This window comes from Peptoniphilus grossensis, assembly GCF_001940285.1.
GTDB lineage: Bacteria > Bacillota > Clostridia > Tissierellales > Peptoniphilaceae > Peptoniphilus_A > Peptoniphilus_A faecalis.
In genome coordinates this window covers 1,828,218-1,842,348 of record NZ_MJIH01000001.1, presented here as the reverse complement: position 1 = coordinate 1,842,348, position 14,131 = coordinate 1,828,218, and the positions used below count along the sequence as shown (strand labels likewise).

The following is a 14,131-nucleotide window of genomic DNA, read 5'->3' as shown; positions in this document are numbered from 1 at the left end:
TCTTTTGTAATTGCAAGTTTCCTCTCACTGATGTATATTATCAGTGGGAGGTTTTTATGACCCAATCAAATTACGATGCAAGACGAAAACAAAGAAGACAAAGAGCTAGAAGAAGAAAGAGAAAAAGACAAATAATTTCAATTTCAATCTTTATAGTACTTATAATTTTTGTATTTTCTAGGTTGTTTTCTGCAATAAAAAAACCAAAGGATGAAGCTTACCCAGCACTTATGTGGTACTACGCAAATGAAATCAATAAGGATAGACCTAAAAAATATTATTACGATCCTGAATATATATCTAATGTGGCTCTTGATCCCTTACTTCGAATTGAAGATGAATTTATAGTAAAGGGATCTAATCACTTGAAAAAAGCTGATAAATACGCCTATGATGCAAAGGAAATACGCACATATATTAAGAAAAATAATTATGATGGCGACAAAAAAATTGTATTCCTAACCTTTGACGATGGACCAAATAATACTATTACTCCTCAAGTTTTAGATATTCTAAAAAAAGAAGATGTTCGTGCAACTTTCTTTTTAGTTGGAAAATCAATTGGAGATAAAACGGCAGGTCGAGTTCGTGAAATTCTGAGAAATGGAAATGCTATTGCAACTCACTCCTTTAGTCATGACTATGAATATTTATATCCAGGTAGAGTTGTCAGCCCTGAGAGAGTTTATGAAGAAATTCAAAAAACTAATGCAAGGTTAAAAAATATTCTCGGAGAAGATTTTCACTCAAGTGTATTTAGATACCCTGGCGGCGAAATGTCCTGGCAAAACACTGATGCAAGTAATGCACTTCTAGAATCAAAGGGCATTCACTGGATTGACTGGAACTGCCTCGTTGGCGATGCAGAGAAAAAATCTGTTAGACCTACAACAGTTGACGGTTTCGTAAATTATCTAGATAAAAGTCTTCATGAAAATAAAAACACAAAAATTGCAGTTGTGCTAGCACATGATGCGACAAATAAACAACTTACAGTAGATTCTCTAAGTTCTATTATAAAATATTTTAAAGACAGAGATTATGAATTTGGAGTTTTAAAATAATAAATCAAATAAACAATGTTTTTGCCAAGAAAATGATTATAATTATATTAAAATTGATAAAGTAGTTGATCTCAAATGATTAAAAAAACAAAATAATTAAAATTGGATTTTTGTGTTTCTATTACTTGTTATTTGTAAATAGTTTTGGATTATTATCCGAAAATTTTTCAATTTTTCCAAAGTGGAATTTATTAATTAATTATCTCGGCATTAGTTCAAAAGATTTAAGTATATTTTACAATTTTAGATTTTCTATTTTTACTTTAATTCATATTTTAATTTTAATCACACAAATAATTCTATTTATTGGAATACTTATTATTTGTGATATTTCTAAATTGTATAAATATTTTAAAGAATAGTTTTTTATGGCAAATTTTAAGAGGGAAGATTCACTTCTTTCCCTCTTATTTTTATAAATAATTTAATTATCTCATTAAAATTTATAGAGTATTTTTTATTTTTTCTGCTCTTTCAATTAATTTATCTTTTCCTAAAAGATATAAAATATTTTGCATTTCTGGTCCATGAATATTTCCAGAGATTGCTGCCCTAATTGGCATATAAAGTTTTTTGCCCTTTACTCCAGAATCCTTTTGCACTTCTTTCATAAGTCCCTTTGCAGTTTCCATGTCGATTTCATCATGAGATTCTACAATTTTTATAAAGGATTCAAGTAGTCCCTTTACATGATCTTGTGCTAATTCTTCTTTAGCAGAGTCCTCTGTGATTTCAATATCTCCAAATAAAAAGTCAATGTGCTTAGGAATGTCTTCTAATTTGTCTATTCCCTCTCTTATTGTATCGATTAAAATTTTGTACCACTCAAAATTTCTTCTAATTTCTTCTTCAGATAAGAGTCCAGATTTTGTAACGAAGGGTATGGAAAGTTCAGAAAGTTTATCTAAATCGTAGGACTTAATGTAATGTGAGTTGACCCAGTTTAATTTATCTGTGTCAAAAATTCCTCCGCTCTTTCCCACTCTTTCAAAGGAGAATTTTTCAATTAATTCATCCATTGTCATAATTTCTTCGCCATCTTCGGGAGACCAACCAACAAGTGCAAGGTAATTTACAATTCCTTCAGGTAGGTATCCCCTCTTTCTAAAATCTTCTACTGAAACATCGCCCTGTCTTTTAGATAGTTTTTTTCTATCTTTATTTAAAACTGTTGGAAGGTGAACAAATTCTGGTGCATCCCAGCCAAAACATTCATACATAAATACATGCTTTGGAGTTGATGGAAGCCATTCTTCCCCTCTTACAATATGAGTAATTCCCATGAGGTGATCATCAACTATTACAGCCAAGTGATAAGTTGGAAATCCGTCAGATTTCATCAAAACTTGATCATCAATTTCATCAGTATTTATTGTAACTTTGCCACGAACTGCATCGTGAAATGTAATGTCCCTGTTCTTAGGAAGTTTTAGTCTTATGACATATTCTTCACCTGCTGCAACTCTCTTTTTCGCTTCTTCAATAGGTATACTACGGCAAAGTCCATCGTATTTAGGTACTTTTCCCTTTATTCTTTGTTCTTCACGTAGGTTATCAAGTCTTTCCTTGGAGCAAAAACAATAATAAGCATAGCCCTTTTCAATTAATTCATCGACATATTTTTGATAAATTTCAAGTCTATTGGATTGAATATAAGGTCCACAGTCCCCTATATCTACTATTTCTCCATCTTTTACAAAGACACCTTCATCATGTGTAATGCCTGCCCATTCAAGAGAATCTATTAAATTTTCAATGGCACCTTCGACATATCTAGTTCTATCTGTATCTTCAATTCTCAAAACAAATTTGCCGCCATTCTTTTTTGCAAATAAATAATTGTATAATGCAGTCCTAAGTCCACCAATGTGTAAATAGCCTGTTGGTGATGGTGCAAATCTTACTTTAACATCTGACATTTTTTCATCCTTTCTATTTTGCTGTAATTTCTATAACTTGGTAATAAGCCCAGTGATCTCTATTAAGATCTTTAAATGTGTTCTTTGAATATTTATCTAAGAAAGATTTATTTATCTTTCTGTCTAAAACTTTGTTAAAAATTGTAGCAGCTTCTGCCCTTGTTATTTTATCATTTGGTTTAAATTCATTTTTTGATTTTCCAACCATTATGCCATGACTTGATAGAGTATTTATAGCTTTACTTGCCCAGAAACCCTCCTTTACATCTTTAAAGGATATTGGATTATTTCCTTCTTCTAATTTCAAATAATTTGCCATCATACTTGCAAATTGTGCTCTAGTCATTGCCTCCTTTGGTCTAAAAGTTCCGTCAGAATATCCAGAAATTAAACCTTCCTTTTCAACAAAAACTATATTGTCGTAATACCATGTGCCTTCTTCTACATCTTTAAAAGAGCTTGTGTCATTGGCAATTGCCTTGTCGTCAATTATTCTCTTTAAAACTGAAGCAGCCTCAGCTCTTGTTATTTTTTCGTTAGGGGCAAATTTATCCTTAGAGATACCTGCCATATATGGAAGCCTAATAACCTCGATTGATTTTTGCAACTCTTCTAAAGATTTATTGATTTCTTCTGTAGAAACTTCACTTTTTACAACTACATATTCAGCTGATGCAATTGCCGCACGAATTCTCTTTTCATTTTGATTGCTTGCCTTTGCAGTGGAAAGATTTTTTGCAAAATCTACATAATCAGTTAATTTTTCAAGAGCTTTTATTGTACTATATAAATCTTTTTCTTCATTATTTTCAGTTACAAGCTCGGTTGATTTTTTAGACTCAACTTTAGGCTTAACGATGTAATCCAAGCTTGCTTCTTTATCCTTAGTTTCGGCAACTATTCTAATTAAAGAACCCTCTTTTAAATCTAAATTTTCTACTTTGAAATTGCCCTTCTCATCAGAATTAACATTGGCAACAACTTTTTTGTCTATGGCAACTCTAACACTTGCATTTTTTTCAGTATTTCCAACAATTTCGCTTGAATCTTGATATACATCCTTTATTGAAAGAGTTCCATTTTGCGTCTTTGTTGACGACTCTAAATTTTTTTGATCGCTCTTAGTTTCTCCACCCTTGTCCACATAACTTAGAACAAAGGAATTTTTTAAATTTGAACTTGATCCTATATCCTTTTTTATCTTTGTGATAATTTCAAGATTTAATTTATATCCCTTTATAACTGATAAGTCATTTGCATTTATAGTTACAATATTTTGATTTTTCCCCTTTATAGAGGTTTCTCTAATATCTAGTTTACCCTTTGACTCTTCTTCATCTAAAAGTTTTGTACTTTTAACTTCAATTGCACTGTCAAATAAAAGTGTAACAGAGAAGGAAGAATATTTTTCCTTATAATTTTTTGGCAAATTTACAATTAAATTATACTTAAAAGTATCTCCACTCTTCGCCTCAGAAACTGCAGGTTGCTCCAATACAACTTGAATGTCTTCGGCTGCAAAAACATTTACAAAAAGTATAAAGGTCATAACTATGTATAAAAGCATTTTTTTCATAAAATCCCCCTTAATATATTTATTATATCAGTTTATTTAAAATAACTACAAATATTTTAACATAAATGGATAAATTAGAAGATATTTATTATTGCAATATAGTTTATTAATATTTAAATTTAATTAGTTTGCCAATTTTTTTGAAATAACACCTATAATATAAAAAGCTAAGGATTTTCCTTGGCTCTTTATATTATAAAAAATTGTCTTAAAATTCTCTCTTTTACAGCTAAAAAATACTTTAAAATATTTTATCAAGTGAAAAAGACTTTAGCATCTAAAACACTAAAGTCCCTTTCTTCATTAAAATGGCAAAATTGGTCTTAAATATCTTAACGTAAATATAATTGCCAAGATATACATTACAGGTGATACTTCTTTTCCACGACCTGTTGCTACTTTTAAAATTACATAAGAAATCATCCCAACAGAAATTCCTTCTGCAATTGAGTAAGCAAAGGGCATTGTAACCATTGTCAAAAATGCTGGCACAGATTCTGTGTAATCATCTAATTTTATTTGATTAATTGGGCTAATCATAAAAAGTCCAACCATTACAAGAGCTGCAGATGTCGCTTGTGCTGGTACTATTGAAAAGATTGGAAATAGAAATAGGGATAATAGGAAAAAGAAAGCACATGATAGAGATGTAAGCCCAGTTCTACCACCGTCTGCTACTCCTGATGCAGATTCAACAAAAGTTGTAACTGTACTTGTTCCAAGAAGTGCTCCCACAACTGTACCTATGGCATCAGATAAAAGGGCACGACCAACTCCTGGCAAATTTCCTTCTTCGTCTATTAATCCTGCCTTTGTCGCAACTCCCGTTAAAGTTCCCACTGTATCAAATAAATCTACGAATAAAAATGTAAACATTATAGAGAACATATCAAAGGTAAATAAATCTCCCCAGTGAAGTTTAAAGGCAACACTTGATATTGATGGTGGAAGTGAGAATAGTAATCCTCCTGGAAGATGAGTAACTCCTAAAATAAGTGCAAGAATTGTTCCCGTTACTATTCCATATAAAAGTGCTCCCTTGACATTTTTAGCTGTCAAAAATGCCATAACCATTAGGGAAACTATAAAAACAACTGAAGGTCTTGATGCAATTTCTCCAAGTGAAATTAATGTTGCATCGTTATTTACAATAATTCCTGAAGATATTAGTCCAACTAAAGTTATAAAAAGCCCTATACCAACTGACACTGCATTCTTTAATGACATTGGTATTGATGTAAATATTGCTTCACGAACATTAAATAAACTCATGATTATGAAGATAATACCTTCCAAAAATACCGCAGTAAGTGCGTAGGACCAATCGTGGCCCATGCTTAAAACTACTGTGTAAGTAAAGAAAGCATTAAGTCCCATTCCTGCTGAAAGTGCAAAGGGCAAGTTTGCAAATAATCCCATAAAGAGCATTGCAATAATTGATGATAAAATAGTCGCAGTGAAAACTCCACCCTTGTCCATTCCAGTTTCCGATAACATATTTGGATTTACAACTAATATATAGGACATGGTCATAAAAGTTGTAAGTCCTGCCAAAAACTCTGTCTTGACATTTGTCTTTCTCTCAGTAAGAGAAAAAGTCTTTTCTAAAAAACTTGAATTTGTTTCCATTTTTTCCTCCTCATTAAATTACTTTTTTATTCTATCACAAATTAGATTAAATGGCACAAAGATGGTAAACTTTTTATTTTATAAATTTTGAAATTAAAAAGGACTCTTGAAATCAAAAGTCCTTTGAGTCTATTAATATTTAAAAATCTTTTTTCTCCGCTATTATTCTAGCTGCGGCATAAATTATTATAATGAAAATAATTAAAGATAAGGATAAGACTAAGTTGCTGCTTCCTTTAATTATTCCAATAAAAAATCCTGTTGGATTTTTTCCAAACTTATCTAATATAGGAAGAAGCGCAGGCGATGATGTAAACATTGTTCCCACACCACTTGTTTGTCCAAAGTAAAGATAGATTGGAATACTTATAAGGTAATAGGCCATTAAAAATAGCACAATAAAAAATCCTAGGTTAAAGTCCATGCCATTTATTTCAACCTCTTGCATGATGTAAAAAACTAATATTGAATCTATTATAAAAATAATAAGAACCTTTAGAAATTTTACATTTATTAGGTCTCTCCTTGATGCACCAAGTGTCAAAAGGTAAGGCTTGCTCTTGTCCAATATCATTCCTTCGCTGGATATTATATATAGGGCATAGTGAATTAGGAGGGCTGACATAAATAATACTGCAAAGGCTTTGTCTGCAAAGAAAGAAAATTCCTCTGAGAAAAGTCCAAGACTTTTTAAGGCAAAAATTATTCCTATAAATATGAAATAAACTATGATAAACTTTTTTCTGATTTTAAAATCATTTAATAAAAGTATTTTCATATTATTTGCCCCTCTCTAATGTATTTTGTGGAGTATTTATAATCTGCCCATAGGGATAAGACGAAAATTATTACAGAAGCAATTATAAATATTGATTTGTAATCTATTAAATAATCATAATAAGCTCCGTATCCCATTGCGGTAGCTATGCCAAATCCTATTACTAATAGGCCGTAAAATAAAATCACAATTCCTTTTTGGAGTTTTGCGTATAAAATATGACTTAAACTTAGACTCAAAAAGTCTAAAGCAATAAATATATTTAGGTATATATTTAAAATTGATACTTTGACTTCTTGATTGCTAATAATTAATCCAACCCAAAAAATAATAGAGGTAATAAAAAATATTACAAAATTTTTTATTATTTTAGCGATAGAATAGTCTTCTATGGAAACTGGCATAGTAATAAATTTTTCAAAATCATTAAAATTATCCCCAAAGAAAGCTTGCCCTCTCATGATAAATATCATTGTAAATGCCCACTGAATAAAGAATCTGTTGAAGACTTCTCCAGTAAAAAAGAAACCTATTGCCTGTATAGCTCCAACAAAAATTGTCATGGGGAGTGCAATCTTTTTTATAACTTTAAAATCATTGTATAAAACTGCTTTCATTGTCCACCTCTTGATAAAAATATCATTATGTCCTCTACACTTACTTTATCAACAACTTCATTTGGATAAAATTCTTTAAAGACTTCAACATTTTTTATGAGAGCTTCTGTGGAATATTTATTTTTTCTCGTTTTTAAGATAAAATCGCCATATTTTTCTAAATTATCTTCAGAAGTTTTTAAGATTCCATACTTTTCTATTAGGGCGTCCTTTTCATCGTATAAAATAATTTTTCCCTCGTGAATGTAAATTATATAGTCGGCAATTTTTTCTATGTCAGACAAGATATGAGAAGAAAATAAAATTGTCCTGTCGCCATCTTTCATGTAGTCGAATAAAAATCCAATAATTTCATCGCGAATAACTGGATCAAGCCCAGAAGTTGGCTCGTCTAAAATTAATAATTCTGGCTTGTGACAAATTGCAGAAATTATTTTTAATTTCATCAAGTTACCTGTAGAAAGTTCACTTAATTTTTTATCCCTTGGCATCTTAAATTTATCTGCACAGTCATAAAACATCTCTTCATCAAAATTTTTGTAGGCAACTTTTAAAATATCAAGAACATCTTTTACTTTGAAGCTTTCGTTGAAAAAAGAATTTGACAAAACTGCCCCAATTTTTTCAAAAGATTCCTTGTGGATCTTTTCTCCAAAGACTTTTATATCGCCATCATATTGATATAAATCTAAAATACATTTTAAAAGAGTTGTTTTGCCTGCACCATTTTCGCCAATAAGTCCAATAACGGCACCCTCTGGTATGTCCAAACTGTCAATATTTAGTTCAAAATCCTTAAAATCTTTTTTTAAATTTTTTATCTCTATACTTTTCATAATATGTCCACCTCATTTAAGGTCTTTAAAATTTCTTGTAACTCATCTAAACTTATTCCTGCAACTTTTGCAATAGTCATGGCATCAGTAAAATGTTTTTCAATTTCAGCCATGGCATTTTCTCTTACAACTTCTTCATTTAATTTTTTTACAAAGGAACCCTTCCCTGGCATAGAATAAATATAGCCCTCTTGCTCCAAGTCGTTGTAAGCACGTTTTGTAGTTATAACAGAAACCTTTAAATCGCTGGCAAGAGTTCTCATCCCTGGAAGAGGTGCATCAGCATGTAAATCTCCCGATACAATTTGCGCCTTGATTTGATTTTTTATTTGCTCATAAATTGGAAGACCACTGTCATTTGAAATAATTATTTTCATATCATCACCGAATTTCTAATATCTGCTGTATATATTTTATATTTACAGTATATATCTTATAAATATCTTTGTCAATAAAAATTGTAAAAAAATAACTGCCCATTAGGACAGTTTTTAAACTAAATTAAATATAAAAATCCCATATACACTGCTGTTCCCAGTGCAATGGACAAGAAAAAGTTTTTAATAAATTTAAAACTTAAAATTATCACTGCAAAGGATGTTGCAACAGGTATTACTTCTGTTGGGTTTAAAAAATTAACTTTTCTAATACAAAATACGAGGAGAAGTCCCATTAATGCATAGGGAAGCTTTTCTCCAAGATATTCAATAAAGGTTGTTAATTTTTTCTTTCTAAAAATTATTCCAGGAAGAAATCTCGCCATCACAGTTATTAAACCTGCGATAAAAATATATTTAAGCATTTTTATTTCCTCCCACTCTTTTCTTAAAGTCAATGTATAAAAAAATTAGGATTATAATCATTGCGGGGAGAATAAAATTTTCTCCAAAGATAATTAATGAAAATACCGAAGCCACAACTCCAATAATAGCAGGAAAGTGGTCAGTCGTTTGATTCCATTGACTTAAATATATTACTAAAAATAAAGCCGTAAGTATAAAATCTATTCCTAGAATTTCTGTCTTTACAAAATTTCCAAGGACTCCGCCAAGTGTCGTAGCCAAAAACCAGTATGCTTGAAGTAAAATTATTATGGAAAAATAAAAATCTTCTTCTTTCATGTCATCTGGCACAGGCACGCCCATTATCATTGAATAAGCTTCATCACAAAGAGCATAATTTGAATAAATTCTCTTTCCTTCGCTCATACCTCTAAACTTTATAAGGCAAGTAAGTGCATAAAAGAAATGTCTAATATTCATCATTGCAACAATTAAAACAAAAGAAAGTAAATTCATACCTGCATACATTGCCTCAACTACAACAAATTGAATTGATCCTGAGAAAATCACAACAGAAGTAAGTGGAGCAACCCATGGTGCATATCCCTTTGATGAAGTGAATATCCCAAAAGAAATTCCTATAAATAAAAAAGAAATAAATATTGGAATAGTATAGGGAAAGGTCTTTTTTAAATTTTTAATCATCTTTTCACCCCTTAAAGTTTTTTAGAATTATAACATATTTAAAAAATAATATAAATATAAAACCCCGAGAGCAATCGAGGTTTTCTAAATTTATTTATTTATTTTCTTCAAAGGTTCCAAATACTATGGGCAATTTATCTCTTAACATAATCCTACCCTTTGCAATTACTGTATCAATATCTAATGTTTCTTCGTCAAGCAAATTAATATCAGCATCAAATCCTTTTTTTATATTTCCCTTATTAGTTAATGATAAAATCCTTGCAGGATTTGATGTTATTCCTCGAAGTGCAATTTCAAGTGGTATGTCTTCTTTAAATACACATTCTTTTATTGCTTCTAAAAGACAGCTTGATTTTCCCATACCAAGTCCAATGTATTCATTTTTTTCGTTAAACATCGGAAAGCTTCCCTGTCCATCAGATGTAAATGTGAAATTATCTATGGATATTTTTTCTTCGATTATTCTCTTAATTGCCTTCGATATTCTAACTTCTCCATACTCTCTTTCCCACAAATCAGGGTCATCCGCTCCAGTAAAGTCACAATATCCACCGCGTTTCATGTACTTTATACTTTCTTCAAAAAGCTCCTTATTTCTGCCACAATGTGTTGGCAAAAATTGTGTAATTGGAAGTTCAGTTTCATCTACTGCTCTATTTAAATAATCTAAGTTTTTCTTTCCATCTCCCATGTGGATATTTATTATTCCAGCTTTTCCTGAAAGCATGCCAGCCACTCTCACATTTGCAGCAAGTCTAATAAATTCTTCGAAAGTTGGTTGTGATGATCTGTGATCTGAAAGTGCAATTTCTCCTGCTCCTATTATCTTATCAATTGACATTATATCCTTCATAATATCTCCTGTTAAAGTTGGAGTAGGCACTTGATAGGAACCAGTATAAATATATGATGTTATTCCTTCTTCTTCAAGTCCACGTGCTTTTGCAAGTAATGACTCTATATCTCTACATACTCCATCTGTTCCAAGTGTTCCAACAACTGTTGTAACACCTGCTGTAGTTAAAGTTGTAAGATTTATTTCAGGAGTTCTTGTCTTAAAACCTCCTTCGCCTCCACCACCTAAAATGTGAACGTGACAGTCAATAAATCCTGGAGTTAAAATTTTGCCCTCTCCCTTTATTTCTTCAACCTCCATTGAGGAAATGTTTATATCAATTTTATCTTCTATTGAAGCAATCTTATCTCCAAGTATTAACACATCTTTTTTGCCAATGTTTTTTGGAGTATAAACTTTTACATTTCTAATTATTTTTATCATATTCCACTTCCTATTGAAAATTAATTGCTACGGCAATAATAAGTATTACTGAGCCTATAATAAAGAAGAAGGTTTGCATTTTTATTTGGAATTTTGCCCATTTAGACCAATCAATTCCTGCAACACCTAGTACTCCAATTAAACTTGCAGATACTGGAGTAAAGGCGTCCATAAATCCTGCACCCATTTGATAAGCAAGTACTGCAATTTGTCTAGAAAGTCCAACAAGATCTGCAAGTGGAGCCATTATCGGCATTGTAAGAGCAGCTTGTCCAGAATTTGATGTTACTACTAAGTTAAATAGTGATTGGAATAAATACATTCCTATGGCAGCTAAAGTCTTAGGTACACCTGAAAAGGCATTGCCCACAGAATAAAGTATTGTATTTAATGCTGAAAAACTATTTGCATCACTGCCGCCGAGTACAATTAATATTCCTTTTGCCATACCAACTACAACTGCTGTGCCTGCAAGGTCAGCTGCTCCTGATTGAAAACTTGAAGCCATATCATTAATTGTCATGTTGTTTAGCTTAAATATAACTGCTGTTATACCTCCAACAAGACCCATTACGAAGAATTGAGATGCTATTTCTGGAATATAGTAACTCTTTTTCATAACTCCCCAAACAATCCAAATTAAAACTGCAAGCATTTCTAATAATATAATCTTGTGACCAAGTTTAAATTCTTTTGCAGATGTATCTTCTTGTAATTTTAGTCTAAATTTATTGTCATTTTCATAAGTTACAGATTTTCTAGGATCTTTGTAAATTTTTTGTGCATATAACATTGTATAAGCTGCACCAAGTCCTGTAACTACTACCCAACATATAAGTCTAAATCCAGCCCCTGAAAGTACAGGAATACCTGCAATACCTTGTGCAATTGCAACTGAGAATGGACTCATCCATGAAACTGCATTTCCAAGTTGAGATGCAACAAAGGTAACTGTTACAGCGACAATTGAATCGTAACCAAGGGCTATTACAAAGGGGACCATTACCATAGAAAATGGTATAACTTCTTCGCTCATTCCAAATGTAGCTCCACCAAGTGAGAATAAATAAAATAAAATGGGAATTGCAAATTTTTCAAGTCCCTTTGTCTTGTCTATTACTGCATAAATACCAGCATCAATTGCTCCAGTATTCATTATAATTCCAAAGGCTCCCCCAACAACAAGTAGTAAAGCAATTATACCAACCGCTGATCCATACTTGTCACCTGATACTAAACCTTCAAATAAAAAGTTTAGAAAACCAAAACCATTGAAGTCCTCTGTACCCCATACAGTTGCAGTTTTATTTAATTTAACTGAAGTGTCATAGAAATCTTCTCCATAAATTTCATATAAAGTATCATCTGTTAATCCAACTTCAGCTAAGCTTTCTACCGTCCAAGAATCTGCTGGCTCTTTTAAAAGTAGAGCAAAACCATCTTCGTCAATTTCATGTTCTTCTAGAGCTTCTTTATCTTCAAATAACTTACTTAAATTTTCAGATAAAAATTTTTTGTCTAGTGGATGCATGTACCTAAATGTTTCAGTTTGCAATACAGTTCTTGAACTAATTTCTCCATTTGCATTTTCATATTCAACTTCATGAGTTGAAAACTTACCAGCAGGAATTAAAAAAGTAAGAATCCAAGATAAAACTACCACGAAAAATATAATCGCATATGTATGTGGAGTTTTAAACTTTGTCAAATCTCTCTTTTTCATAATTATCTCTCCTTTCATAATTCAATAATTAACCCCTAAATTTATTATACATTTTTTCTATGCTAAAACTATTTTAATTTATTTTAATTATTATTTAGGTAAAAAAACTAAAAATTAGTCTTCTTTTATGTTTTCAAATACCGATTTCTCCCAAAGGCTTTCATCTTTAACGTGATTAAAAAATATAAAGATTCCAAAAAATATAATTGAACTTATACTTGTAAATAAAAATCCTTTTAAATCATAATGTTGACCAGAAAAAATATCCTTGGAAATATCTGTAATAAATAATAATGCCAAATTGTTGTTTAAGTAGTGTATCATAACAGGAGCCCAAATAGATTTTGTTTTATTATAAGCATAAGTTAAAAATATTCCAAAAAATGTACAAAATACAATTTGCCCAAGTATTGAATAAATCTGTGATGCTAACTGACCATCGGAATAGTAGAAAAGATTAAGTGGTAAATGCCATATCCCCCAAATAAAGCCCGTAATCAGAATAGATTTTTTATATCCATAAATTTCCTTTAGCCTTGGTGCTAAATATGCTCTCCAACCATATTCTTCGCCTATAAAAGGCACGATATTTAAAAAAGAAAAAATAAAAATTGAAACAAGAATTTTTACACTATTAATATTTAAGATTTTTATTATCTCTCTTGTTTCTCCCTGTAATATACCTCCCAAAAATAATCTTAGAAAATAAATAATTATAAAAACTAGACAAATTAACAATGTTGTTTTCTTATTTGGATTGTCTAAACATAATTTTCTTTTAAGATTTTTATCCATAGTTGAAATACATATAATCATTGGAATCGCAGATATCAAGATTATAAAATCTGAAAAGCTTGTATTAAAATTAGAAGAAAAAATATTTATTATTGAAAATGCAAATAAAATAAAACTTGTAATTATATAAATTTTAATTACACTATTCTTCAAAATACTCTTATCCTCACTGTACAATAAGGCTACTACACCAAGAAATGGCATAAACATTTGAAATAGAGGATAAATATTTGTATTTATATTGTTTAATTTGCAGTAATAAATTGCAAATCCCATTATGTATGGAAGAATAAATGAAACGCCAATATAAATTTTTAAATCTTTTTTCATAAATTTCTCAAACCCCTTTTATCTAAAGTGTATATGTTTTATATCTACACTTTAACCTCGTGTATTTATTTTGTCAAGATATTTAAAATTTTCAA

13 protein-coding genes are annotated in these 14,131 nt (G+C 30.6%); 1 reads left to right on the top strand and 12 read right to left on the bottom strand.

Annotated features, from left to right (window positions below; translation table 11 throughout):
• The first annotated feature begins 56 nt into the window (after positions 1–56).
• Positions 57–1,064, top strand: a complete 1,008-nt coding sequence (locus BIV18_RS08840; protein WP_075660239.1) for a polysaccharide deacetylase family protein — start codon at positions 57–59, stop codon at positions 1,062–1,064.
• Between the two features lie 443 nt (positions 1,065–1,507).
• On the opposite strand, the gene gltX is transcribed toward BIV18_RS08840, so the two are convergent.
• From gltX to BIV18_RS08780, 12 genes are all read right to left on the bottom strand, one after another.
• On the bottom strand, positions 1,508–2,983 hold the full coding sequence (gene gltX, locus BIV18_RS08835) for a glutamate--tRNA ligase (RefSeq protein ID WP_075660238.1): 1,476 nt from the start codon (positions 2,981–2,983) through the stop codon (positions 1,508–1,510).
• A 13-nt stretch (positions 2,984–2,996) separates the two neighbouring features.
• The gene (locus BIV18_RS08830; protein WP_075660237.1) at positions 2,997–4,559 is read right to left on the bottom strand and encodes an S-layer homology domain-containing protein; all 1,563 of its coding nucleotides are present in this window, start codon (positions 4,557–4,559) and stop codon (positions 2,997–2,999) included.
• Between the two features lie 303 nt (positions 4,560–4,862).
• Positions 4,863–6,188, bottom strand: coding sequence for an NCS2 family permease (locus BIV18_RS08825; RefSeq protein ID WP_075660236.1), 1,326 nt, complete (start codon positions 6,186–6,188; stop codon positions 4,863–4,865).
• Between the two features lie 139 nt (positions 6,189–6,327).
• Positions 6,328–6,966, bottom strand: coding sequence for an ABC-2 transporter permease (locus BIV18_RS08820; RefSeq protein ID WP_075660235.1), 639 nt, complete (start codon positions 6,964–6,966; stop codon positions 6,328–6,330).
• Positions 6,963–7,583: a hypothetical protein gene (locus BIV18_RS08815; RefSeq protein WP_075660234.1), complete on the bottom strand. Its 621-nt coding sequence runs from the start codon at positions 7,581–7,583 to the stop codon at positions 6,963–6,965. Before BIV18_RS08815 ends, BIV18_RS08820 begins: the two co-directional genes overlap by 4 nt.
• Positions 7,580–8,419 carry an ABC transporter ATP-binding protein gene (locus BIV18_RS08810; RefSeq protein ID WP_075660233.1) on the bottom strand — a complete coding sequence of 280 codons (840 nt, stop codon included), beginning with the start codon at positions 8,417–8,419 and terminating at the stop codon, positions 7,580–7,582. Before BIV18_RS08810 ends, BIV18_RS08815 begins: the two co-directional genes overlap by 4 nt.
• Complete coding sequence (locus BIV18_RS08805; protein ID WP_075660232.1) at positions 8,416–8,796, bottom strand: GntR family transcriptional regulator; 381 nt, start codon at positions 8,794–8,796, stop codon at positions 8,416–8,418. Before BIV18_RS08805 ends, BIV18_RS08810 begins: the two co-directional genes overlap by 4 nt.
• Positions 8,797–8,915: 119 nt before the next feature.
• The gene (locus BIV18_RS08800; RefSeq protein ID WP_075660231.1) at positions 8,916–9,221 is read right to left on the bottom strand and encodes a branched-chain amino acid transport AzlD family protein; all 306 of its coding nucleotides are present in this window, start codon (positions 9,219–9,221) and stop codon (positions 8,916–8,918) included.
• Complete coding sequence (locus BIV18_RS08795; RefSeq protein WP_075660230.1) at positions 9,214–9,906, bottom strand: AzlC family ABC transporter permease; 693 nt, start codon at positions 9,904–9,906, stop codon at positions 9,214–9,216. Before BIV18_RS08795 ends, BIV18_RS08800 begins: the two co-directional genes overlap by 8 nt.
• Before the next feature lie 94 nt (positions 9,907–10,000).
• Positions 10,001–11,188 (bottom strand): beta-aspartyl-peptidase, encoded by a 1,188-nt coding sequence (iadA, locus tag BIV18_RS08790; RefSeq protein ID WP_075660229.1) that lies wholly within the window; start codon positions 11,186–11,188, stop codon positions 10,001–10,003.
• Positions 11,189–11,198: 10 nt separating this feature from the next.
• Entirely contained in the window at positions 11,199–12,911 is a 1,713-nt protein-coding gene (yfcC, locus tag BIV18_RS08785; protein ID WP_144015216.1) for a putative basic amino acid antiporter YfcC, read from the bottom strand.
• 114 nt (positions 12,912–13,025) lie between these two features.
• Complete coding sequence (locus tag BIV18_RS08780) at positions 13,026–14,036, bottom strand: CPBP family intramembrane glutamic endopeptidase (protein WP_075660227.1); 1,011 nt, start codon at positions 14,034–14,036, stop codon at positions 13,026–13,028.
• Positions 14,037–14,131 lie beyond the last annotated feature (95 nt).